The sequence below is a fragment of the Actinoplanes sp. M2I2 genome, from assembly GCF_023544445.1.
In the GTDB taxonomy this organism is placed as follows: domain Bacteria; phylum Actinomycetota; class Actinomycetes; order Mycobacteriales; family Micromonosporaceae; genus Actinoplanes.
On record NZ_JALPVJ010000032.1, the window covers coordinates 42,572 to 65,957 of the forward strand.

A 23,386-nucleotide genomic window follows, 5' to 3' on the forward strand; every position below is an offset into this window, starting at 1 on the left:
TCCCGCCTCACCAACTGTTGTTCCAGTAGGTACCCACCCGGAATGCGCCGTCCGGCGTCTGGGACACCCGATATCCGATGTTTCCGCCACCCACGTCGACGTAACGTTCCAGCGGCCCGGAGAATCCGTCTGATCCTACCCGGGGCACGGCACCACCGCCCGCCTTGAACCCGTAGACGTCCTTCACGATAGCGGCTTCGACCTGGTCCGGTGTCAGGGTTGTCGTCCTGAGGTCGTTCTTCACCCCGCCAGGCCCCGTGTGGACGCGGTTGAAGCCATGCCCGGTGTTGAAGTGCCATTGGTCGTCACCCACCTTGGCCGATCGCCGAAGGTCCGGCCCCGTGCCAGTTGAGGTATATGGACCGACTTCCGGCCCACAATTGTGTACGAGGACCGGCGTGTCTCCGGCCAGCACGTAGTAGGTATGGATATCGGCGACGGTGAGGTTGTACATCGTCCGGCGGCCGGTGAAGACGCGAACTGCCTCGATCTCCGGCTGCGACGACGTGGCGAGAGTGGACAGGTCCTCGCCGAGCCTCAACGCTCCCGCACCGATCCAGTCTTTGCGGTCGACGCTCCAGAACGGATGATGCTCCGTGGTATTTACGATCGCTCGACGGCCGTCGGGGAGTTCGACGGTGACATCGGCCAGATCCGTGTCATCGTTGATGTGAAGTTTGGATACCTCACGTGTGGCCGTCTCGCCGGTCTTGGGGTCGGTGGCCACGACATCGTCGCCCACCCGGACCTCCGCGATGGGTTTGGTCGAGCCGTCGGCCATGAGAACCTTGGTGTCCGGGCTGAAGCTGTCACAAAGTTTTGCTTTGCCTTGGCCTTTGCTCAAAGCAGAGAGGTCGGAGTAGGCGTCTGCGGCTCCGATCTTTGAGGCGGCGCGGATGACCCTGCCCTCGGAGAGCAGCGCCGAGCCGCCGCCACCGCCGTTCTCCGCCAGCATTCCTTCGGCGATGTCCTTGGAACTCAGCGGGGGAAGGAGGCCACCCAAGGTGCGCACGTTGAGGGCGGCCCTGACGTCCAACGCATAGATGCTCGAGCACGCTGTGCCGTTACCGGATCCCCCCTGGCAGACGAAGTCCATCATGCGCAGCATCTTCGTGTCGTCGTCGACGGCGTCCCAGCCGGCCCAGGTGCGCTGGTAATAGTCGTACGCCCAGTCGATTTCCTTCTTGAACCGGTAGACGTTGTTCTTGACCTGGGAATTGGTGACGCGGACACCGCCGACCGTGCCGCCGCCGTTTCCGTCCTCCACCACGTTGACGGGGGCCGGAGTTTCCTGACCGCCGCAGGCGCCGCCGTTGCCCTCGGCGCACCCCGTCTCGGTGGGGTCGATTCGGAGGCCGGACGGGTCGGCGTGGGTGATCGGGTTGTCGCCGGCGTACGTGTAGCCGCCCAGCTGGCTCGGGTCGGTGAGCTCCAGGATCGGGTCGGGGCTGATGAACCGGCCGAGCACCGGGTCGTACTTGCGGGCGCCGGTATCGGTGTAGCCGGTGTCGACGTTCCTCGACGCGCCCAGGTAGCCACGCGTCATGTCGGGCCATGCGGTGGGGTTGGCGTTGGCGCGGTCCTCGCCGTACGGCTTGAACTGCTGGCGGGCGACGGCCTGGGTGGTCGTGTCCATGGTCAGCGTGGCGTTGTTGTTCGAGTCGCTGATCAGGTAATGAGCGCCACCGCCGGGCAGGGTGGAGCGAATCGCCACAGGTCCCCCACCGCCGTGGCTGTACGTGCGGACGGCGCCGAGGGAAGCTGCGCTGCCTGACTTGGTCGTGTCGATGACGACTTCGGTGTCGCCGGCGAAGAGGCTGGTGCGCTTGGGATCGCGGCGGATCAGCTGGTTGCCGTCGGCGTCGTAGAAGTACTTCGTCGTTCCGTTGCTCGTGGTCACCTCGGCCAGGCGGCCCTCGTCGTCCCACTTCAGGGTCTGGTTCTTGCCACTGGTGGCGGTGCGGGTCAGAAGGTTGCCGGCGACGTCGTAGACGAACTTCGTCGGGTCGGCGTTGCCCTTCGTCTCGGTCAGCGTGTGCGGCTGAGCCCCGGTGGCGTTGCAGCTCGTGGAGCAGCCAAGCGTGTAGGCCGTCGTGACGTCCGTGCCGCCGGTGGTGGAGTGGTCCACCAGCTGCTTCCGGCTGCCGATCGCGTCGTAGGTGTACGACTGCCAGTACGCACCGGCGCCGGTCGCGACGCCGGCCGACGCGGGCTTGAGGACGCTCGCGGCCGGGCACGCCGCCGGGGCGGTCCAGGCCTCGGCCAGGCGGGCCAGGGCGTCGTAGCGGTAGCACTGCGTGTCGGTGACCGGGTTGCCGTTCTCGGTCTGCGTGTTGGTCACCGACATCGGGTTGCCGGCGTCGTCGTAGCTGTAGGTCGTCCGGTCGACGACCGGGCCGATTCCCTCGGCCCGCGAGACCGTGCGGCCGCTGCGACGCAGGGTTTGCGGGTCGTAGTCGTACACGACCTCGGCCTGCTTGGTCGACGGGCCCAGGGTGACTTTGCTGGGCTGGCCGAACTCCGTGTAGACGGTGCCGGAGACGTACGACTCGATGCCCTTGGTGCTGGTCGGCGCGCCCAGCGGGCCGCGACCGTAGGTGATCGTCTCCTCAGGCAGGCCGCCCACCGCCGGGTCGGTCTGCCGGGCCAGCAGTTCGTTGTTCGGGGTGTACGCGAAGGTCGTCTCGTACGACACCGGCAACGGCGCCTCGGTCGACGGCAACGAGATCTTCTGACCCATCGGCTGTCCCAGCGGGGAGTAGCCGGTGACCTCGACGGTGTAGCCACCCTCGACGCCGGAAACCTTGCGGGTCGACGACGTCGGCAGGCCGATGCGCAGCGTGTCGTACGTCCACGAGGCGAACTGGAACTTGGTGCTCGCCTTGGAACCGGTGAGCCGGCGGCCGAGCAGGTCGTAGGTGTAGCTCAGCTGCACACCGCGGCCGTCCCGGCTGAGGGTCGCATTGCCGGCGTCGTCGTACTGGGTGAGGCTCGTGCCGGTGTCCGGGTCGACGTGCTTGGTCTTGCGGCCGAGCAGATCGTACGAGTCCACCCAGGCCGACTGGTCGGGCCCGATGGTCTTGGTCGGGAGCCCGGCGTCGGTGTACTCGTACTTGACGCTGTTCGAAACGCCGCCCGATGCGGTGAACCCTGCGGTGACACTGCCGGACAGCGTCGGCGCGGTGGTGTGCTGCTGCAACTCGGTGAGCTTGCCCCGGGCGTTGGTGATGCTGGTCGTCGCGATCCCGCCGGCGGGTGGCACCGTGGTGACCTTGTCGCCGGTGTACGCGGAACGGGTGCGCCAGGTCTCAACGCCGTTGTGCTCGGCCGTGGTCTGGGTGACCCGGCCCATCGCGTCGTGGTCGATGACGGTGGTGGACGGTATCGACACCTGGGACAGGTGGTCGGATAGCAGGCTGTCGCCGGGGCTGCCGTCGACGGCGTACGCGTTGTTGGTCAGCACGGTCCAGCCGTGCGAGTCGTACTGGGTGTCGGAGACGATGGTGGTGCCGTTCTCGCCGGTCTGCTGGGTTTCCAGCGGACGCAGCAGGGCATCGTGCAACACCTTGCTCGCGATGTAGGTCAGCGGCGCGTCGGTCTTGTCGTTGTCGGCGAGCGTCCTGGTCGTGACCACGCTCGGCGCGGTCGACCGCAGCAGATATTCGTACTTCAGGTTCGCCGGAGCGTTGGCCGCCTTGCTCTTGTTGGGGAGCCAGACGCTGGTGAGCCGGCCGAGCGCGTCGTACGTGGCCGAGCTCCGCCCGCCCGCGATGTCGATCTCATCGATCGGCAGCTGCCGGGCCGGGTCGAGGCTCATGGTGGCGACCTGGCAGTCCTTGCTCGACACGGTGACCGCCGAGCAGTCGGTCCCGACGGTCACCGTGGTGACGGTGGTGACCGTTTTCGGCGGTTCTCCGGTGCTCGGGGAGTACCGGGTGTGGACGGCTTGGGCCAGACCGGTCGAGGTGGGCGTCCGGGTCACCGTCTTGGCCCGGCCGTACATGTCGTACGTGGTCGAGGTGGTGTCCAGCCACTTGCTGACGGTGACGCCGGTGGCCGTCGCTGCGGCCTTGATCAGCGTGGGATTGCCGGCCGCGTCGTACGAGGTGCGCGCATCCGAGATCAGCGTTCCGGACGGTGCCGCGCCGGTGGCGTTGCAGTCCTGATTCGTCTTGATCAGCTCGGACGGCAGCACGATCGGCGCCGTGCCGCCGCCGACCACCGGGACGGTCAGGTCGACGTACCGATTGAAGGTACAGACGGGGACGTTGCCGGCCGCGCCGATCTCGCCCCGGTCGACCTGCTGCACCGCCATGCCGGTGGTGCTCTGACCCAGCGTCGTGTTGTAGAAGGTCGCGGTCTCGGTCTTGCGCCAGCCGTACGAGACCTTCTGCCGGGTGAGGCTCCGCGATGGCACCACCATGTTGGCCTCGAGCGTGGGAAGTCCCGTGCGGGCCCGCGACGCGGTGGGGCCGATGATCCTCGGGACGTTGACCGTGGACGCCTCGGGCGTGCCACCGGCGCCGGTGTAGGTGACGGTCTCGAAGACCTGACCGGCCAGCTCGGGCGAGTCGGTGACCGTCACGGTGCCGTCGGTGCTGCTCAGCGCTAGCCCACTGCGGCTCTTGCCACCCGGCAGAACGTCTCCGTTCATGCCGAGGAAGTAGTACGTCCGGGTGAGCGTCTTCCGGTCGTACACGTCGGTCTTGTTGTTCTGGTGGAAGACGGAGGTGTCACCGGTGGTGACGTGCACCTCGGGATAGCCCCGGAACTGGCCCCAGGTGCGGTTCTTCTTCTCGACCACTTCGTTGTCGTCGTAGTGCCAGCCCGGGTCACCCTCGTACGCGTACTCGGTGACCAGCTTGGGCGGCGTCCCGTCCTGGTACTTGTTCCAGTTGTCGATGGTGACGACGGACGTGACCGGGTGGGTGTAGAACCAGTCGATCAACGGGCGGGGCTGTGCCTGCGGGGTCCAGTAGACCGGGAAGCAGCCGGTCTTGTTGGTCGACGCGAACGCCTGGGCCTTGGTGTCGTTCTCGTCGGCCAGGTCGCTGGCCGGCAGCCCGGAGCAGGTCGGGGTCCGGTAGGTGACGATGGTTTCGGCGCCGGTCTCCGAGGTCACGTTGCCGATGCGGTTGTACCACATCTTGGGCAGACCGGGCAGCGTGCCGACCCGGTTGAAGAGCTGCGTGGGGTTGAAGCTGACCGTGCCGCCGTCGGCGGTAGTGGTCGCCCCACCCAGCTTGTCCAGCCCGGTGTGCTTGATCGACTGCAGCCAGACGGTCGGGGCGTGGTCGCCACCGTCGGGCAGAGTCTGTGCCAGGTCGTAGCGGTCCACCGGCTTCAGCTCGCCGCCGATCGTCACCTCGGTGACGATCGAGGCCAGGCGCCGCCGGGACCAGAAGCTCGGCGAGTGGTTGATGCAGTCCTTGCCGCTGGTGCAGTGAAGGTCGACCGGCACGTCGGGCCAGTACTCGGGGTGGGCCAGGCCGAACTGGTCACTCGCGCAGGTGTTGCCGGCCGGTTGACCGGGGAAGCAGCGCTCGGTGGTGTTGAAGGTGACCTTCCCGGACGGCGGGGCCGAGTAGACCGACCCGGCGCGAAGCCCGTACTCGATGCGCTGCAGGGTGCCGCCGCGCACGTACTCGACAGCGGTGTCCTTCATGTTCGCGCCGTAGTGGTTGGTCTCCTGGCCGTAGTAATAGGCCATCGCGTTGCTGTTGCGATCGACGACGAAGTCGAGCCCGAACCGGTAGCCGAGCTTGCACGAGGTCGCGGTGAACGAGCCGTCGGGACAAGCGGCCACGCCGTCGTGTGCCTTGTAGACCGGCACCGTTCGTACGGATTTGGTCTCGTCCTTGTCCGCGGCCCAGCCGGGCAGCCGGTTGAGGCCGAAGTAGTACTGGACGCCGTTCTCGATGACGCGGAAGTACTCGCCGTTCTTCGTCCCGTTGGTGGCGCCGGTCAGGCTCTCGATTTTCGTGGTGGCGCTGTCGTTCGACGACCGGAACGTCTTGGTCTTGTCGTCGTAGACGATCTCGGTCGACGTCCCGTTGAGGGACAGGGTGAGGATCTGCCCGGCCCAGCACAGGTCACCCGAGTGCTCCGGGGCGCCCGAGCCCTCGACGTCCTCGCAGCTGCGGTAGGTACGCTCGACGAAGTTGTCGGGCGTGCTCCAGCCGTCGCCCACCCAGGAGGACTGGTTGTTGGTGCCCAAGGTGCGGGCATCCTGCGAGCTGGAACTGTAGGACAGGCTCAGCGCCGGGCCGCCACCGCCGACGGCCGGCGGCACCGCGATCGGGTAGCTGTAGGTGAAGGCGCCGGTGTTGCCGCTGGTCGACCACGAACCGCCCGGGGACAGGTCGGTGGCCTTGTAGTCACCGCTGCGGCCGGAGGCGTCCGGGGCTGCGGCGAGCACTGTGACGGCGGACGAGACCGCGGCCGAGGCCGAGACCGGCGCGCCGGTCAGCGCGGGCAACGGGGTCTGCCGGCGGCACTGCTCGAGCTCCGGGGTGGTCAGCGCGCACGCGGGCAGCTGGACGAGGCGCAGCCGCGACTCGTAGCCGCCGCCGTAGGCGTTGCGGAACGTGGACGGGTCGACCTCGACGTCGACAGGGCCGGCGGCACCGGTGCCCCGCAGGGTGAACATCACGCCGCGAACGCCGGCGGCCTGGGCCACCTTCTGGTCGACGGTCGTCACCCGTACCTGATCGGGCGCGGATACCTGAGCGCCGCGGGTGACCGACACCGGCGACGAGCCGGCCCGGACCTTCGTACGGCCGGCGAGGCGCACGGTGGTGTCCTGGGCGCCCGGCAGCGACGCGTTGGCGCCGACGGCGAACTTCGCGTACGTCTTCTCCGGAACCTTCGGCGCGGCCGCCTTCTTCTTGTTGAGTTGTACGCGCTCGAGCGGCTTGGGTTCGGGCCACGCCACGCCCTTCGGGTCCGCGACCGCGGCACCCGGCGTCAGGCTGATCAGCGCGGGACCGGCCGCAACGACCAAACACAGCACAGCCGTCCGGCGCCACCGCGCCACCATACGTGCACCCGACCTGCTTCTGGACAGCATGCAGCTACTCCCCCGTGCCTGATCCGCACCGGTCGATCTTGTGACCGGCGCGGACAGCGTACGAGGAGGCTCACGCAGGGTCCTACATGGATGATCTTTTTCACAACATATTGATAAACGGCATTGTCAGGATGTGAGCCCGGCGCGACGAGGCGATTCGGTCCCGCTGGCCGTTTCCAACGGACCAGCCGGGAAGGCGACCCAGGCGGCATCAGCGTCGGGCGTTCCTGCTCGGGAGCGCGACACTTCGCCCGGCCTCTCCGGCCGTTGCCGGGACGGCGGCCAACCCCGCATCCCGCAGCCAAAGCCGTTCACGCGAGGCGATCAGGACCTCGGGCCGCAGCGCACGATGAGCCTTCCCGACGGCATGCAGACCTTCGAGGGTACGGGCGACCTGTGGAAGCAGACGCACCAGCGTATCCAGGATGATTCCTGGGTACGGCGCGCGACCATAGACGGCGGAAAGGCCGGCGCCTGGAGGCATCTCGGTGATGAACGTAAAGCCTTCGCGCCGGTCCTCACGTGCGAGCACCTTCGGTAGGCCTACGACAGTGCCATGCAGCTGCGCCTCGTGTTTCAACTCAGCCCGACGCTGCTCTGCGTCTCCCAGCACCTCCAGCCGGCTCAGGCGAACCTCTCGCGACGGCGCTGTGGCCTGTCGGGCGTCGGCGCGCAGAAGCCGGTAACTCCCATCACGCGCTTCGGTTTGCTCGGCTTCGCCGATGAGCCGGTATCGCGCCTGCCCAACGGAGACCTCCCGGTCACCGCGCGGTCTCGCGAGGACAGCGGCCCGGATCGGCGGCGGCACGGCACGCGCCGTGGACGATTCCGTTCGCAGCACGAACTCGCGCAGCTCGTCGATCCGGAGCGTTTGCGCCTCCAGGGTCGGGCGGCCTCGCTCGGTAACGGCTCTCAACGATCCGGTCAGCCGGGCGATGCGCTCCTCGGAAGAATCCAGCTCTTCCACGGCCACTCGCTCGATGCGACTTGACTGCCAGCAGGCGCCACACACACACGGCAGGAGGGTAGAAGCTGTTGTGGCGTCCACGATGGTCGTCATGCCCCGGTCGGCCGGCAGCGGCGTCTGCCGCCATCCTCGTCGATGTACGGAGAATGTACGCGGATGCGCTTTGCTCCTTCCAGCACGAGGGGATACCACCTCGTGGGTCGCGTCGGCAGATCGAAGATCTGCCGTGTGCCAGTTTCGTGAGAAGGACGTGAGACGATTGCGTAATACCCATCGTGTGGGTGTGGGCGTGGCGGCGCTGTGTGCGGCTGTGATCATGCCGAGCGTGCCCGCCATGGCTGCTCCCAGCACCGGCGGCTCGCAACTCAGTGCGTTCGCGCCGACAGTGTGCGAGCCGAACGCAAAGAAGTACAAGGTGACGCAGCTGAAGAAGCCGTGGACCATCACCCACGCAACCCGCCACGAGAACGCGGCCGAGAGCACTTCGCCGTACACGATCAAGGCGGAGGTGCAGACGGTGGTCAAGGCGACCGTCACGGTGACCGTCGGAGGCGAATCCGAGGCCGGAGCGATCTTCGCCAAGGTGAAGGCCTCCGCCGGGTTCGCCGTCGCGGGCGAACGGGCGAAGACAACGACCACGACGGTGAGCGTCACCACCACGATGAAGCCGAGGAAGACCTACGTCTTCTTCTCCGGTGTCCGCAAGGTGAGCGTCCAGTGGGCCCTGAACCAGTGCAACTCCCGGGGCACCGCAGTGGTCGAGAAGGCGCGCGGAACGGCCAAGACATTCGGCGCCAAAACCACGGGCGCGGTGCAGTGCGGCATCAATGCGAAGGCCGGCTCCCTCGCCGCCAAGGTCGAGAAGACCCTCTGCTGACGGACCGTGCCCCGTCCACGCCGGCGCGCGGACGGGGCACGGGTCACAGCAGGACGGAAGTGAACATCCGCGAAGCCCTGCTCGCACGGCTCGGACCCCTGGCCAGCTCGACCGCGAAGCCGTGCGGCAGCTGTTACCGGACCCACGGCGTCGGGCGACGATCCGCAGCGATCGTCAAGGTTGGTCCACGGGCGGGTGCTTGTCGCTGACGCATTCGACTATGTCGCCGGCAGCACGCATGGCGTCGAGGAAGCGCCGGAACACCGGCCACGGAAGTGTCCATCGGCCACGCATGGTCAGCGTCACGTGGTCGCTGGGCATCGGGATGAACGGACCGCTGTTCCGGGACGCGTCAGGGATGCGGACGTCGATGTAGTTGTTCTCGGCCGGGCCCGTGTCGACCTCGTACAGCTCGTAGCACCACGAATCATCGTGAGACTTGCGACATCATCAACGCCCTGAACAGTGCAAACGTCATGACCTTCGCCTTGAACTCGCCGCTTGACATCTTCGCGAGCTTCTCGCTGCGGGCCTGGCCCAGACGCAGGAATGACCTATCCGCGCTGGGCCGCGACAAGACCGGGAAAGCCCTAAACGGATTTGGTGGAGCCGGCGTCCACGAGCCAGTTCGAGCCGATCACGCTGGGCATGGTCGGGGACGACAGCAGCAGTACCGCACGGGCGATCTCGTCCGGCTCGATCAGGGTGCCGGTCAGCATGCCGCCCTGGCCGGGCATCGCGGCGAGCAGTGCGTCGTGGTCGATGCCCAGGTGGGCGGCCAGCTGGGCGGCGTAGCCGTCCTGGCCCTCCATCAAGTGGGTCCGCGTCCCGCCCGGGGTGACTACGTTGACCCGGACTCCTTGGGCGCCCACCTTCTCGGCCAGTCCGCGGGAGAACGCGTTGAGCGCGGCCTTCGCGGTGGCGTAGGGCAGGGGCGTCGCCCCGGGGCGCAGGGCGCTGTCAGAGCTGATGGTGACGATGGCCCCCCGCGCCTGGATCAGGGCGGGCAGCGCGGCCCGGGTGCTCCGCACGGCCGCGTAGAGGTTCAGGGCGAAGGTGGCGGCCCAGTGGTCGTCGCTGCCGTCGAGCGGATCGGCGAACGCGTCGCCGCTCATGGTGCCACCACCGGCGTTGTTGATCAGGATGTCGAGACGGGGGTCGGCGGCGAGCACGGCCTCCACCATCCGCCGTGGGCCGTCGGCCTCGGCGAGATCGGCTGCCACGAAGGAGGCTCCGGTGGCCTCGAGCTCGGGCGTGCTGCTCCGGGATACGGCGGTGACCGAGGCACCTTCGGCGACGAAGGCCCGGACGATGGCGAGGCCGATGCCCTTACTCGCCCCGGTGACGAGCACGTGCTTGCCGTTCAGCTGAAGATCCATGCCTTAACTGCAACACATGAGTCTCGTTTAGGTCAAGAAATGAGTTATTGATGTCTCACTTGATGCTCCCCTAAAGTAGTCCGGGATGAGAGCGGACGCAGAACGCAGTACGGCCCGGATCCTTGAGGCGGCCGAGACCGTGCTCGCCGACAACCCGAACGCCTCGCTGGAACGCATCGGGGACGTTGCCGGGGTCGCCCGCGCGACCGTCCATCGCCGCTTCGCCTCCCGGCAGGCGCTACTGGATGCGCTCAGCGAGCGGCTCAACGACCGCTACCTGCTCGTGATGGAGCAGGCCAAGGTGGAGACGGCGCCGCCCGTGATAGCCCTGCACCGGGCGTCGGAGATCGTCTTCGACCTGAAGATCAGCTACCGGTTCTCGATCACCTTGGCATCGGCGCCCAGCCGGGAGGTTCAGGACGGCCTCGAGCTGTTGTTCACCCGCCTGCAGGCCGAGGGTGCGATCGCCGTTGCCAGTCCCTCGTGGTGCCGCCGGGTCTATCTGGCCCTGATGGGTGAGGTCTATCTGCTCCCCGACGACGCGCCGGAGCTGGCTGACGCCGGCGGGCGGGCCGGCCTGCTGGTCAAGACTGTGCTCGGTGCCCTTGGCGGTCGCTGACAAGCCCGCCGCCCCGAACGGCGGCCTTACCCGAGCCGTCCACACCCGAACGGTGAGCTAACGGAGCCCGGCCGCTGTTTCGCGCACACCGTCGCGCAGCCAGCGGTGCACCGGGTCGCGGTCGAGGCGCGGGTGCCAGGCCATCCAGTACGTCATGGTCCCGATTTCGTCCGGCGCTCGCAGGACGCGTAGCGCTTCACCGCTCGCGTAGTGCCCGACCAGCCGCTGCGGCATGGTCAGCACCAGGTCGGTGCCGGGTAGCGCAAGGGTGGCCGTGGCGTGGACCGGCAGGATGAGGCCGGCCCGCCGGGGCGTGCCGCGCGCGGAGAGCACCCGGTCGATCGCGGGTTGCCGCCCGTCCACCAGATCGATGATCAGGTGCCGGCAGCCCAGATACTCGGCCAGGCCGAGCGCCGGGCGATCGGCCAGCGGGTGCCCGGCCGAGACGACGCACACGAACCGGTCGCTGAACAGTTCCTCCCGGCGCAGCGGCTCCGGGGTCTGGGCACCGATGAAGGCGAGGTCGAGCACGCCGTCGGAGAGTTCGGCGAGCACGTCGCGGTGCCATGGCCGGAACCGTAGCGTCGAGCCGGGTGAGGCGGTGGCCACCCGGCTGGACAACCCGGGTCCGATGACCGCTTGGGCGTAGTCGGAGCCGGCCACCCTCATCTCCAGCTCGGTGGTGGACGGGTCGAACTCGGCGCCGGCGAAGACGTCCTCCAACTGCGGCACGGCGGTGGCGAGGCGGTCGAGGATGCGCTCGCCACGCGGGGTGAGGCGGTAACCCTCTGGCGTACGGACGAGCAGGTCGTCACCGAGCGTCCGGCGCAGGCGGTGCAGTGACCGGCTCATCGCCGGCTGGCTCATGCCCACCCGGACGGCGGCCCGGGACACGTGCCGCTCCTCCAGCAGTGCGATCAAGGCCGGCAACAGGTTGAGGTCCACCCGGCCGATATGCGTGGCGTGCATGCAGGTCATCATAGCTATGCATTGGACGACATCGATGCGGGCGTTCCAGGATCTGTTCATGACGAAGAGATCGATCACCATCCTCGCCGGCGCCGGCGTGGCCGTCTCCCTGGCAGTCTGGGCCGGCGTGGCCCGCGCCGAACCGCAAGCGCCTCGCGCGCCGGGTGCCACGAGTGGCGGCCACGCGGGTCACACGATCACCAAGCTCACTCTCGACGGCCCGGCCGCCGACCCCGTGTACGGACGCGGCTGGCGCCCGCTGACGCCGATCGCCGGGGGTCCCCGCCAGGAGCACAGCGTCGCCGCGATCGGCCGGGACGTCTACGTGATCGGCGGCATCAAGCCGGACAGCGCCGGTGGAGTCGTCACGGTCACCGACGTCGAGGTCTACGACACCCGCCGCGACCGCTGGCGCCGCGCCGCCCCCCTGCCGGTGGCCATGAACCACCCCAACGCCGCGGTGCTCGGCGGCAAGTTGTACGTCCTCGGCGGCCTCGCCGGCGGCGCATCCTGGGAGGCCATCGGCGACAGCTTCGTGTACGACCCGTCGAAGAACCGCTGGGCGACCCTGCCTGCGATGCCCGCGGAAGTCCTCCGCGGCAGCGCGGCCATCGGCGTCCACGGTACGAAGATCATCCTGGCCGCCGGGATGCGCACCCTCACACCCGGTCCGGGTGGCCTGCAGGACACGGTCGCCACGGTCAACGCGTACGACGTCGTCACCCGCCGCTGGACCCGCCTGCCCGACCTGCCGGAACCGCGGGACCACGCGGGCGGCGCCGTCATCGGCGACACCCTGTACGTCGTCGGCGGGCGCGACCGCGGCCAGGTCAACGTGCGGGACACCGTCTACGCCCTCGATCTGTCCACCGGCCGGTGGTCCGCCCGGGCACCGATGCCCACCGCCCGAGGCGGCATCGCCACCGCCGTCATCGGCACCACGATCTACACCTTCGGCGGTGAGGGCAACGTCGTCGACGGGGCGAACACAGTATTCCCGCAGACCGAGGCCTACGACGCAGCCCGCAACCGCTGGCAGCGCCTGGCCCCCATGCCGGTCCCCCGCCACGGCGGGGCGGCGGTCGCCGTGCGCGACACCATCTACCTACCCGGCGGCGGCAACCGTGGCGGCGGCGCCCCGACCATGGTCAACGACGCGTTCAGGCCTTGACCCCGGTCTTGGACACGGGACCTTACCCGGCTGGCGCCAGCGTAGCCGACGTGGTCGGACATTCGTTTCGTCGATGATCGGGAACCGTTGTCCGAGCCGGGAGCGGCGGCCCTTGAAGGTGTATTGGGCTCCGTGGCCGGTGTGGACGATCGCTCCGGCCAGGCTGCCCCGAGAGAGGACAGCGCATGGCGATTGATCGGATCGGTCTGGCGGATTTCCTCCGGCGCCGGCGGGAGTTCCTGCAGCCGGAAGACGTCGGCCTGCCCCGCGGAATCCGCCGCCGCAGGACCAGCGGTCTACGGCGGGAAGAAGCCGCCGGCCTCTGCCACATGTCGACCGACTACTACTCGCGGCTCGAGCAGGGACGCGGACCGCACCCGTCGGAGCAGATGATCGCCTCGATCGCGCGGGGATTCCACCTCGTGCACGACGAATGTGATCACCTGTTGCTCCTGGCCGGGCACCACCCGGCCCCGCGAACCGACGACAGCGACCAGATCAGCCCCGGCATGCTCCGCGTCCTCAGCCGCCTCCACGACACTCCTGCGGAGATCACCAACGAACTCGGCGAAACGTTGCGTCAGAACGCGCCCGGCATCGCGCTGACCGGCAACACAACCCACTACACCGGTCCGGCACGCAGCATCGCGTACCGGTGGTTCACCGATCCGGCCACCCGGCAGCGGTACGCCGCCGGAGACCACGATTTCCTGTCCCGCCTGTTCGCCTCGGGCACACGAGAAATCGCCACCCTGCGCGGCCCGGACTCCCGCGCAGCCCGTCTTGCGGAGCTGCTTCTCGCGCGGAGCGAAGAATTCCGGACGCTGTGGCACCGGCACGAGGTCGGCCTTCGCCCGCACGACGGCAAGAACTTCATACATCCGGAACTCGGCCGGCTGAAGCTCGACTGCCAGATCCTGCTCGACCCGGTCCAGGCACACTACTTGCACGCCTTCACGGCTCCCCCGGACACCGAGAGCTACGAGAAGCTACGGCTGCTGACCGTGGGCGGCTCGCAGCCGACGCGTTGACCGCAACATGATCTTCGCACCCCGGACAGAGCCCCGCATACGGTCTGCGGCCTGGGCGCCCTTGGCCGGGTTGCGCGGGCACTGGACAGCGGAGGTCGGATCGCCCCCGGCGAAGCCCTCGGGACAGGGCCGCGCCAGATGGATCCGTGCGACACCTCAGGACGCCGCGATCGCCACGACGCCGCCCAGCCGGCCTCCGGCCGGAGACGGCCGGGAGAACACCCACGACCGCAGTGCCACGAACCGGGTCAATCCGACGATCGCGTTCACCGACGTGATCACCAGGATCCCCGCCCACCAGGCCTCGCCCATCACGTCGCCCAGAACCATCAGCGCGGCGCTGGTCGCGGCCAGCGCCACGACGGCCAGCGCGCCACCCTCCCATTGCGCGGTCAGCCAGGTGACGCGGCCACCGGCCCGGAAGGTCACCCGGCGGTGCAGTTCGTTGGCGAGTATCGACGACATCACGGCTCCCGCCAGATTCGCGAGCTGATGCCCGAGATCGACGAGAAGGAGGAAGACCGCGAACTGCACCGCGGAGGTGATGAAACCGGTGCCGGCGAATCTGACGAGCTGCGCCGAGGGGACGTCCGAACGCGCCCATGCCATGGCGGTCATCGGACTTGCGGGGAATCTGCTCACTCTGAAGGTCCTGTCGCTCCCGTGGTGTCTGTGCCACTGACACTGCGGGGATCCCGGCTCCACAACAACGGCCTGTCAGTCCGTGGATCACGAGACCCCCTCGCCGGCTTCCGGGCCGGCGACACCGAGCATGAGGAACTGACAGTCGCCTCTGGCGGTGATCGAGCGGGGAAGGTCACAGTAAAGTTGCCTATTCGCCGGCTACGCGCCGTGCCGCTCCTCATCGGCGACGCGCCGGCAGCGCACCAGGACCCACGCTCACCGCGAGCTGGCCACCACTCGAGGAGCCACATGAGTACCGACACCCGTCGCGCGTCGAGGCCGCGGAGCCCCTGGTGGGTCGTCGTCGGCGGCGGCGTGGCCGCTGCTGTCGGCCCTCAGCTGTACCTGGCCACCATCGGGCTGTTCGTGCTGCCGATCACCGAGGAAACCGGCTTCAGCCGCACGACGGTCACCGGCTCCTACTCGGTCGCGGCGGTCGGGATGGCGATCGGCATGGTCATCGTTGCGCAGCTCGTCGACCGCTTCGCCGCGCGATATATCCTCGTGCCGTCATTTGTCCTGTTCGCGGCGTCCCTGGCGGCGATCGCCCTGGTACCGCCGGTCGCAGCGGTCTACTTCATCCCCTGCTTCTTCGTGGGCTTCTTCGGCGGCGGAACTGTCGTTCCGGCCACCCGTGCGGTCGTGAGCTGGTTCGACAACAACCGCGCCCTGGCCGTCGGGCTCGTGACCGGCATCATCGGCCTCGGGGCGGCGCTGGCACCGGTGCTGGCTGTGACACTCATCGACGGCGTGGGCTGGCGGGCCACGTACGCGATCCTGGCTCTGATCTCAGTCGCGGTGTCCGTCACCGTGGTCACCCTGTTCGTGCGTGCCCGTGCTGAGCGACATGTCCGCGGCCGACTCGTCCGGGCCACACACGTCGAAGGCCGCGACGTCAGCCTCGAGCTTCCGGGCCTGACCTTCCGTGCGGCGGTCCGCACCCGTCAGTTCTGGAGCATCGCGCTCGGGCTCGGCCTGGCCGGTATCGTCGTCATCGGCCTGCAGGTGCACCTGGTGCCCATGATGACCGACCGGGGCCTGAACGACGGCCAGGCGGCCACACTGCTCATCATCTTCGGCCTGTCGTCGCTGATCGGGCGGGTCGCCGGCGGGCTCATCATCGACCGGGTACACGGCTCCATCGTCGGACCGATCGTGATTCTCGCACCCATCGCCGGCCTGTTCTTCCTGGACCAGCCGTTCAGCAGCGCCGCGATCGCCGTCGCCTTCATCGGTCTCGCGTTCGGTGTGGAGGGCGATCTTCTCGCCCTGCTGATCACCCGGTACCTCGGCCTGCGCAACTTCGGGCGGATCCTCGGCCCGGTGCAGGCCGCATTCGTGCTGAGCACCGCCTTCGGGCCGCTGCTGCTCGGGCTGGGCTTCGACACGTTCGGCTCCTACGACCCGGTCATCCCGGTTCTGATGGGCATCCTGGTCATCAGTGCCATCCTGATCGCCACTCTCGGTCCCTACAATTACCCGGCCGTCCGCGGGTTCGACCGGCTCGCCGCGCGCGACGAACTCGCCGCGTCCGCGGTACTCAGCGACCTCGCCGACAGCGGGCCCGGCGCGTCAGGCCGGCCCGAGTCTGTCGAACGGATCGGGTGACCACCCCCTGCGCCGAACCGGACATGTTCTGGGGGCAATAGGCCGGACACCATTCTCCTGAATGGGATGCCCCGCGCTCGCGCGGGCACTCGACTCATTTCCAGGCCGGCCACGGTCATTATTCTCCCCGGCCGGGGCACTGAGCCTCGGATTGGCGATCCCCTGTTCCCGCGGGCCGCCTGATCCTCGGATCAAGGGGTCCTGGATCTTGGTACTTCCGTACCCCAGCATCGTTGGTACCGCCATCTGCGGACCACGGCCAAGCGACCTCGGCGATTGCCTCGGCAGCCATTCGCCTGATCCGTCGGCGAAGCCGTCAATCGGTACGGAAGATTGGCGCCGTCTCGTGAAAGAGGCGTCGCGCGACCATTTGGGAGAACCCCGACCGTGTCATTCTTTGTCGAATTCATGCGCAACCCCATGACTGTGGGCGCCGTCCAGGCCAGCGGCTCGGCGCTGGCCGAGGTGGCAACGGCGACGGTACCGGCGACGGGCTCTCCGGTAGTCGTGGAGCTCGGTCCCGGTACGGGCGCCTTCACCGCACCTGTCCAACGGCGCTTGGCGGTATCCGGCGGCCGGCACATCGCCATCGAGCTCAACCCCCGGTTCGCCACACATCTGGCCACGCGCTATCCCGCAGTGGACGTCGTGACCGCGAACGCGGCAGCCCTTCGCGAGGTGCTCGCCCAGCGGGGCGTCGACCAGGTCGACGTGGTGATCAGTGGCCTGCCCTGGGCGGCTTTCGACCAGAAGCTGCGACACGACGTCCTGTCGGAGGTCGTCGCCGTCATGCATCCGGCCGGAGTCTTCACGACATTCGCCTATGTTCATGCCCGCTGGTCTCCCCCGGCTCAGCGGCTGTTGCGCTCGCTTCAGTCCCGCTTCGAGGAAGTCGTCGTCAGCCGGACGGTCTGGCGAAACCTGCCGCCCGCGTTGGTCTACTTCTGCCGTCGGCCGATCACGGTGACCGCTGAGCAGAGATATGAATCCGTGGTCGCGGCGTCGGGTTCCGCCGGCGGCCAGGCCTCGCGCTGACCGGTACCGATCGAAGGAGAGACTGTGATCGACCGAACGGGCTTGGCCGCGTTTCTCCGGCGGCGCCGGGAATCATTGCAACCGGTCGACGTCGGCCTCCCCCGGGGCGAACGCCGCAGGACCGGGGGGCTACGGCGCGAGGAAGTGGCGGCCCTGTCTCATATGTCGGTCGACTACTACTCCCGGCTGGAGCAGGGACGACAGTCCCGGCCATCCTCCTCCTTGATCGCCTGTATCGCTCAGGGGCTCCACCTGACGCTCGATGAGCGGGACCACCTCTTCCGGCTCGCCGGGCATCGTCCGCCGACGCGGGGGGCGGACAGCGACCACATCAGCCCCGGCATGCTGCGCGTCCTCGATCGGCTCGGTGACACTCCCGCGGAGATCGTCACCGAGCTGGGCGAGACACTGCGGCAGAACGAGCTCAGCGTCGCGCTCACCGGGAACCTGACGAACTACCGCGGACCTGCCCGCAGCATCGCCTACCGATGGTTCACCGACCTCGCCACCCGGCAGTTGTACCGGCCCGAGGATCACGCCTTCATGTCGCGGCTGTTCGTATCGGCGACACGGGAAGCGGCTGCCCTGCGTGGCCCGGGTTCGCGCGCCGCCGACCTCGCCGAGTTGCTGCTGGCCCGCAGCACCGAGTTCAAAGCCTTGTGGGAGGACCACACCACCGGCGTTCGCCCGGGTGAGGTCAAGCGGTTCGTCCATCCCGAGGTCGGCCGACTGGACCTGATCGCTCAGCACCTGATGGATCCGAGCCAATCCCATCAGCTGCTCGTCTACACCGCCGTCCCGGGCACCGAAAGCTACGACAAGCTTCAGCTGTTGGCCGTCGTCGGTGGACAGTCCTTCCAGCCGTGACCGCTCTCCACAGGTGAGCGCCCCTGGCGCAGCGTCTCCCCACGGGTGCCGCAGCCGGTAGTGCCGACCCGGTGCCGGGATCACGTCCCGGCACCGATGCGCGGCGCTACGGCAGCAGCTTGTCCATGGTGATCGGAAGATCGTGGCGGCGGATGCCGGTGGCGTTGTAGATGGCGTTGCCGATCGCGGCGGCCGAGCCGACCGTGCCCAGCTCGCCCAGCCCGCGGGTGCCGAGGGCACCGACGTTGGGGTCCGGCCGGCTCAGCAGGTGCACGTCGATGTCCGGGATGTCGGCGTTGATGGGCAGCATGTAGTCGGCCATGTTCGACGCGGCCAGCCGGCCGGTCTCGATCTCCAGCGGGTTCTCCTCCAGCAGCGCCTGCCCGATGCCGAAGATGACGCCACCGACGATCTGGCTACGGGCGGCCTGCGCGTTAACGACCTGCCCGGAGTCCACCACGGTGGTGAAGCGGCTGACGCGCGGCTCCATGGTGAACCGGTTGACGCGGACCTCGCAGAAGTGGGCGCCGAAGCTGTGGAACTCGTACTGCGCGATCGTCTCGGGAGCGAAGGCCGTCTGCCGGTCCACGACCAGGCTCTCCCGGCCGAGAGTGGCGAGCAGACGCCCGAAGGTCATCGAACGGCCCGCTCCGCGCAGGCGCCCGTCGACGTAGGTGACATCGGCGAGGTCGGCGCCGTACCACGGTGAGGCCTGTTCGGACACCGCGAGACTCCGGATCTCCGCGATCGCACCCTCAGCGGCCGCCACGATCGACGGTACGGTGCTGGAGGTGGCCATCGAGCCGGCGGCGGTCGCACCCGGCGGCAGCCAGGAGTCGCCGAGGCGCGGAGTCACCTTCCGCAGCGGAATGCCGAGCTGGTCGGCCCCGACGATGGCCAGCACGGTGAGCGCGCCGGTGCCCATGTCGCTGGTCGCGGTGGACACGACCGCGGTGTCGTTGTCGCGCAGTTCCACGCTGACGTTGACCGGCTGGCGGTTACCGGGATAGATGGCGGTGGCCATGCCCACGCCGATCAGCCAGTCGCCGTCGACCCGGCTGCGGGGTGTGGCCCGGCGGGCCGACCAGCCGAAACGCCGAGCGCCGATGCGGTAGCAATCGTCGAGGTGCTTGCTCGAGAACGCCTTGCCCGTGCTCGGACTGCCGGTGGCGTAGTTGCGCAGCCGCAGTTCGACCGGGTCGACGCCGGTCTTGACGGCGATCTCGTCCATCAAGGTCTCCAGTGCGAACGCGCCGGGTGCCTCGTTGGGTCCCCGCATCGCCCAGCTCGGCGGCATGTCGAGCGTGACGAACCGCTGACGGATGTGCAGGTTCGGGGTTTTGTAGAGCGAGTCGGTGGTGTCGGTCGCCGGCAGCATCGGCCAGCCGCCGACGGCCGGCACCTCGGCGTCACTCTCGTGGCTGACCGCCTGGAGAACGCCGGTGCGCGAGGCGCCCAGGCGTATCGTGTGGTTGATCTGACCCCGGTGCCCGACCATGGTGAACACCTGCTCCCGGGTCATCACCAGCTTCACCGGGCGGCCCAGCCGGCGGGCGGCGCCGGCGGCGAGGATCGAGTCGTTCCACACGCGCACCCGGCTGCCGAAGCCACCGCCGGTGTAGGTGCACACCACGTGGACCGCCCGCAGCGACAGATCGAGCCGTTCCGAGAGCAGCTGTGCGGCCACCATCGGGGACTGGGAGCCGGTCCAGACGGTCACCTCGGTCTTGTCGTCGTTCCACTCGGCGATAGCAGCGTGCGGCTCCATCGCGACGTGGTGCTGGACGGGCTGGTGGAAAGTGGCCTCGACGGTCACGTCGCTGGCGGCCAGAGCCGCGTCGATCGAGTCGACGCCCGGCGCGAGCACCGTGACGTTGGCCGGTCCCACGGTCGGCGGCAGGGCCGGCGTCACACCGGGGCTGTGCGCCTCCACCGAGATCCTCGGGGTCACGGACTCGTAGGTGGTGGTGATCAGCGCCGCGGCGTCACGGGCCTGCTCGAAGGTCTCGGCGACGACCAGGGCGATGGCCTGCCCGCGATACCGGATCTCACGGTCCTGCAGGGGCAAATAGTTCTCCGCCAACAGGGCCGGCGAACCGGGTCGCAGTGTCGGGAAGTTTAGATTCTGGTCCGGGTTGTACACGGCGAGGACGCCGGGGGCGGCCAGCGCCGCCGCGATGTCCATCCGCAGGATCCGGCCTTTCGCGACCGTGCTGGTGACGACGTACGCGTACGTGACATCGGTGACCGGGTAGTCCGCAGCGTACTGCGCCGCACCGGTCACCTTCGATCGTCCGTCGACGCGGTCGATCTCGCGGCCGAGGGGTGAGACGGGCATGCGTGACTCCTGACTGTTGACATGTGCTGCGAACCGCGCCGCTGTCCGTCGTTCGTTCAGGCGCCCGTCCATACTGGGTGTGGGCGCCGACTGGTCAACAGGGGTCCAACAATCCTCGGATGGGCCGCGGACCATGGCGGTCAGGAGTCGACAGACATACCTCGGCGGGGTCGGCGGAAGGCCGGCGACGGGTCCCGACGACCCGGATCGCTCGCCGGCGAAGCGCCGGGCCGGCGCGTCGCGGAGCCTGGGTTCGACAGGGCCTGGTTCACGCCGGCACCCCTATCGACACTTATTGACGACCACGGAATTGGCATTCCCATGAGGAGTCGTTGTGACCGTTTCACCACTCGGACGCGAGATCGACCGCGTCGACGGCCGATCGAAGGTCACCGGCGCTGCCCGGTACTCCGCCGACTATCCGGCCCCGAATCTGGCCCACGCCTACGTGGTCACCAGCACGATCGCGCGGGGGACGATCCGGCAGATGGAGACCGCCGCCGCGAGGTCCGCCCCCGGCGTCATCGACGTCTACGGCCCGGACACCCCGGACCGCAAACTCGGGTTGCGATTGGTCCCCGGCGCCGGAGAACAATTCGCACCACTGGCCGACAACCTGGTGCGTTACCGCGGGCAGATCATCGCCGTGGTCATCGCGGAGAGCTTCGAGCAGGCGCGCGAGGCCGCCGCCCTGGTCACCACGACGTACGACGAACAGCCGGCGAGGATCGAGCTCGGCGACGGACCCCGGACGCCGGTCGCTGCAGTAGGTGGACACCCGACGCAAGAGACGATCCTCGCCCCCGGTGTCGACTCGATCGACGCGGCATTGGCCGGCAGCGAGGTCGTCGTGGCGGCCGACTTCCACGGTCCGGCCCAGAATCACGTCGCCCTGGAGGTGCACGCCGTCCTCGCGACGTGGAACCGTGAACGCACTTCGCTGACCATGCACAGCGGGGCTCAGATCCCGCACACCCATGCTCAGGTGATCACCCTGCAGCTGGGCCTGAACCCACCACCCACCGTACGGCTGATCGCTCCCTTCGTCGGCGGCGGCTTCGGCGGCCGCATCGTCCCCGCCGGTGAGGCCGCCCTGGCGGCCGCGCTCGCCTACCGGGTACAGCGCCCGGTGCGGCTGGTCCTGACCAGGGAACAGGAATTCACCGTGGCCAGCCACCGGGGCCGGGTCGACCAGACCGTCCGGCTGGGTGCCTCCCGTGCCGGGGTCCTCACCGTGGTCAGCCACAAGACGACCACGGAAATGCCCACCGTCGGCGCGTGGAACACGGTTCCCGCGGAGAGTACGTCCGGCATGTTGTACAAGACCCCCAACCTGCACCTCGACCAGGGACAGGTGGTCCTCGACGTGCCACCGACCGCCGCCATGCGGGCACCCCACGAAGCCATGGGGTCGTTCGCGCTCGAAACCGCGATGGATGAACTGGCTGTCGCCACCGGCATCGACCCGCTCACGTTGCGACAGCGCAACTATGCGACCGTCTCGCCGCGCTCCGGACTGTCGTTCTCGAGCAAGCACCTGGACGACTGCTACCGGATCGGCGCGCAACGCTTCGGGTGGCGGGCGCGCCGGGCCGAGCCGCGTTCCCGGGTCGACGGGGACTGGCTGATCGGCATGGGAACGGCCAGCGCGATCTACCACGGTGACCGCCTTCCCTTCCCGGTCGGCGTCCGGATCCGCCTGTCCCCCGACAACACCGCCGTCATCTCGTCCGCCACCGCCGATCTGGGCACCGGCGCGCTGACCATGCTCGCGATCACCGGCGCCCACGAACTGGGCATCCCGCTGCGCCGGGTGACACCCGAGATCGGTGACACGGACCTGCCGCCCGGCGCGCCGGCAGCCAGGTCGACCGCCACCGCCAACACCGTGGCGGCGGTCCACAGCGCCGCCACGGCCGTCGCGAAGGCCCTGATCGACCTCGCCGTGACCCAGGCCGGCTCCCCCTGGTACGGCGCCGACGCCAAGGACCTCACCTATGCCGACGGCCGGGTGCGCGGGGCGGGCCGATCGATGAGCTTCGGCCAGTTGCTCAGCACGGTCGGCCGTGACCGGATCGAGGCGACCGCCACCACCCAGGCCGGCCCGGAGTTGAGCGAGTACGAGTTCTACTGCTTCGGTGCCCACTTCTGCGAGGTCCGGGTCAACCGCTTCACCGGCGAGCCCCGGATCTCGCGTTTCACCTCGGTCGTGGACATCGGCCGTGTCATCAACGCCCAGGCCGCCCGGAGCCAGATCGTCGGCGGCGTCATTTTCGGCATCGGCCAGGCCCTGCTGGAGGAGAACCCGTTCGAGCCGGGCAGCGGCCGGATGGCGGCCGCCAACATGGCCGACTACATGCTGCCGGTCAACGCCGACATCCCGAAGATCGACGTTCACATGCTCGACCGGCCCGACCCCCACATCAACGAACTGGGCGCCCGCGGGTGCGGAGAACTCGGCGCCGTCGGCTCGGCCGCGGCGATCGGAAACGCCATCTACAACGCGACCGGAGCCCGAATCCGGAGCACTCCGATCACCCTGGACAAGATCCTCGAACACCTCACGTAAACCGGCAGAGCGGCATCTTGGCCCGTCACACTCCAGTGATGCGGCCCTTCGGACGGCAGCCGACGTGAGAACCGGCGCCACTCGCGGGTTGCGCGGGCGATGTTGGTGGCGCCGGTGGTTCGGTACCAGCCGATTGCGGTGTTACGCAGGGTCGCGATGACTGCGGGTCCGTGGACTGTCCGGGCAATCACCCTCACCAGTGG

The 23,386-nt window shown here is 68.6% G+C and carries 14 protein-coding genes; 8 read left to right on the forward strand and 6 right to left on the reverse strand.

Annotation, left to right across the window (positions count from 1 at the left end):
• Positions 1-7: 7 nt before the first annotated feature.
• Entirely contained in the window at positions 8-7,039 is a 7,032-nt protein-coding gene (locus HJC40_RS40895) for a polymorphic toxin-type HINT domain-containing protein (protein ID WP_250009045.1), read from the reverse strand.
• A 241-nt stretch (positions 7,040-7,280) separates the two neighbouring features.
• A complete protein-coding gene (locus tag HJC40_RS40900) occupies positions 7,281-8,036 on the reverse strand; it encodes a hypothetical protein (protein WP_250009046.1) in 756 nt (251 codons plus the stop codon).
• 283 nt (positions 8,037-8,319) lie between these two features.
• Here HJC40_RS40900 and HJC40_RS40905 point away from each other — a divergent pair, with 283 nt between their 5' ends.
• On the forward strand, positions 8,320-8,913 hold the full coding sequence (locus HJC40_RS40905) for a hypothetical protein (protein WP_250009048.1): 594 nt from the start codon (positions 8,320-8,322) through the stop codon (positions 8,911-8,913).
• A 590-nt stretch (positions 8,914-9,503) separates the two neighbouring features.
• Here the strand turns inward: HJC40_RS40905 and HJC40_RS40910 are convergent.
• A complete protein-coding gene (locus tag HJC40_RS40910) occupies positions 9,504-10,292 on the reverse strand; it encodes an SDR family NAD(P)-dependent oxidoreductase (protein WP_250009049.1) in 789 nt (262 codons plus the stop codon).
• 85 nt (positions 10,293-10,377) lie between these two features.
• On the opposite strand from HJC40_RS40910, the gene HJC40_RS40915 reads away from it, so the two are divergent.
• On the forward strand, positions 10,378-10,911 hold the full coding sequence (locus tag HJC40_RS40915; RefSeq protein WP_250009050.1) for a TetR/AcrR family transcriptional regulator: 534 nt from the start codon (positions 10,378-10,380) through the stop codon (positions 10,909-10,911).
• Between the two features lie 57 nt (positions 10,912-10,968).
• Here HJC40_RS40915 and HJC40_RS40920 read toward each other — a convergent pair whose 3' ends face one another.
• A complete protein-coding gene (locus tag HJC40_RS40920; protein ID WP_250009051.1) occupies positions 10,969-11,880 on the reverse strand; it encodes a LysR family transcriptional regulator in 912 nt (303 codons plus the stop codon).
• 58 nt (positions 11,881-11,938) lie between these two features.
• Here HJC40_RS40920 and HJC40_RS40925 point away from each other — a divergent pair, with 58 nt between their 5' ends.
• Together HJC40_RS40925 and HJC40_RS40930 are read left to right on the forward strand one after the other, a co-directional pair.
• Positions 11,939-13,051 carry a kelch repeat-containing protein gene (locus HJC40_RS40925; RefSeq protein ID WP_250009052.1) on the forward strand — a complete coding sequence of 371 codons (1,113 nt, stop codon included), beginning with the start codon at positions 11,939-11,941 and terminating at the stop codon, positions 13,049-13,051.
• A 185-nt stretch (positions 13,052-13,236) separates the two neighbouring features.
• Positions 13,237-14,082 carry a helix-turn-helix transcriptional regulator gene (locus HJC40_RS40930; protein WP_250009053.1) on the forward strand — a complete coding sequence of 282 codons (846 nt, stop codon included), beginning with the start codon at positions 13,237-13,239 and terminating at the stop codon, positions 14,080-14,082.
• Positions 14,083-14,238: 156 nt separating this feature from the next.
• On the opposite strand, the gene HJC40_RS40935 is transcribed toward HJC40_RS40930, so the two are convergent.
• Positions 14,239-14,691 (reverse strand): GtrA family protein, encoded by a 453-nt coding sequence (locus HJC40_RS40935; RefSeq protein ID WP_250009055.1) that lies wholly within the window; start codon positions 14,689-14,691, stop codon positions 14,239-14,241.
• Between HJC40_RS40935 and HJC40_RS40940 the strand changes: the two genes are divergently transcribed.
• The 3 genes from HJC40_RS40940 (at position 14,575) to HJC40_RS40950 (ending at position 18,276) form a co-directional block, all read left to right on the forward strand.
• A complete protein-coding gene (locus HJC40_RS40940) occupies positions 14,575-16,374 on the forward strand; it encodes an MFS transporter (protein ID WP_250009056.1) in 1,800 nt (599 codons plus the stop codon). The genes HJC40_RS40935 and HJC40_RS40940 overlap by 117 nt on opposite strands.
• Positions 16,375-16,782: 408 nt before the next feature.
• Positions 16,783-17,409, forward strand: coding sequence for a class I SAM-dependent methyltransferase (locus HJC40_RS40945; RefSeq protein ID WP_250009057.1), 627 nt, complete (start codon positions 16,783-16,785; stop codon positions 17,407-17,409).
• A 24-nt stretch (positions 17,410-17,433) separates the two neighbouring features.
• A complete protein-coding gene (locus HJC40_RS40950) occupies positions 17,434-18,276 on the forward strand; it encodes a helix-turn-helix transcriptional regulator (protein ID WP_250009058.1) in 843 nt (280 codons plus the stop codon).
• A gap of 106 nt (positions 18,277-18,382) precedes the next feature.
• Here HJC40_RS40950 and HJC40_RS40955 read toward each other — a convergent pair whose 3' ends face one another.
• On the reverse strand, positions 18,383-20,614 hold the full coding sequence (locus HJC40_RS40955; RefSeq protein ID WP_250009059.1) for a xanthine dehydrogenase family protein molybdopterin-binding subunit: 2,232 nt from the start codon (positions 20,612-20,614) through the stop codon (positions 18,383-18,385).
• A 334-nt stretch (positions 20,615-20,948) separates the two neighbouring features.
• Between HJC40_RS40955 and HJC40_RS40960 the strand changes: the two genes are divergently transcribed.
• Positions 20,949-23,183, forward strand: a complete 2,235-nt coding sequence (locus tag HJC40_RS40960) for a xanthine dehydrogenase family protein molybdopterin-binding subunit (RefSeq protein WP_250009061.1) — start codon at positions 20,949-20,951, stop codon at positions 23,181-23,183.
• The last annotated feature ends 203 nt before the right edge of the window (positions 23,184-23,386 follow it).

Excerpts from the sequence above, each read along its gene's own strand:
- HJC40_RS40895 (WP_250009045.1), bottom strand. The coding sequence starts at position 7,039 with ATGGTGGCGCGGTGGCGCCGGACGGCTGTGCTGTGTTTGGTCGTTGCG.
- HJC40_RS40910 (WP_250009049.1), bottom strand. The coding sequence starts at position 10,292 with ATGGATCTTCAGCTGAACGGCAAGCACGTGCTCGTCACCGGGGCGAGT.
- HJC40_RS40915 (WP_250009050.1), top strand. The coding sequence starts at position 10,378 with ATGAGAGCGGACGCAGAACGCAGTACGGCCCGGATCCTTGAGGCGGCC.
- HJC40_RS40920 (WP_250009051.1), bottom strand. The coding sequence starts at position 11,880 with ATGCACGCCACGCATATCGGCCGGGTGGACCTCAACCTGTTGCCGGCC.
- HJC40_RS40925 (WP_250009052.1), top strand. The coding sequence starts at position 11,939 with ATGACGAAGAGATCGATCACCATCCTCGCCGGCGCCGGCGTGGCCGTC.
- HJC40_RS40930 (WP_250009053.1), top strand. The coding sequence starts at position 13,237 with ATGGCGATTGATCGGATCGGTCTGGCGGATTTCCTCCGGCGCCGGCGG.
- HJC40_RS40940 (WP_250009056.1), top strand. The coding sequence starts at position 14,575 with ATGCCCGAGATCGACGAGAAGGAGGAAGACCGCGAACTGCACCGCGGA.
- HJC40_RS40935 (WP_250009055.1), bottom strand. The coding sequence starts at position 14,691 with ATGGCATGGGCGCGTTCGGACGTCCCCTCGGCGCAGCTCGTCAGATTC.
- HJC40_RS40945 (WP_250009057.1), top strand. The coding sequence starts at position 16,783 with ATGCGCAACCCCATGACTGTGGGCGCCGTCCAGGCCAGCGGCTCGGCG.
- HJC40_RS40955 (WP_250009059.1), bottom strand. The coding sequence starts at position 20,614 with ATGCCCGTCTCACCCCTCGGCCGCGAGATCGACCGCGTCGACGGACGA.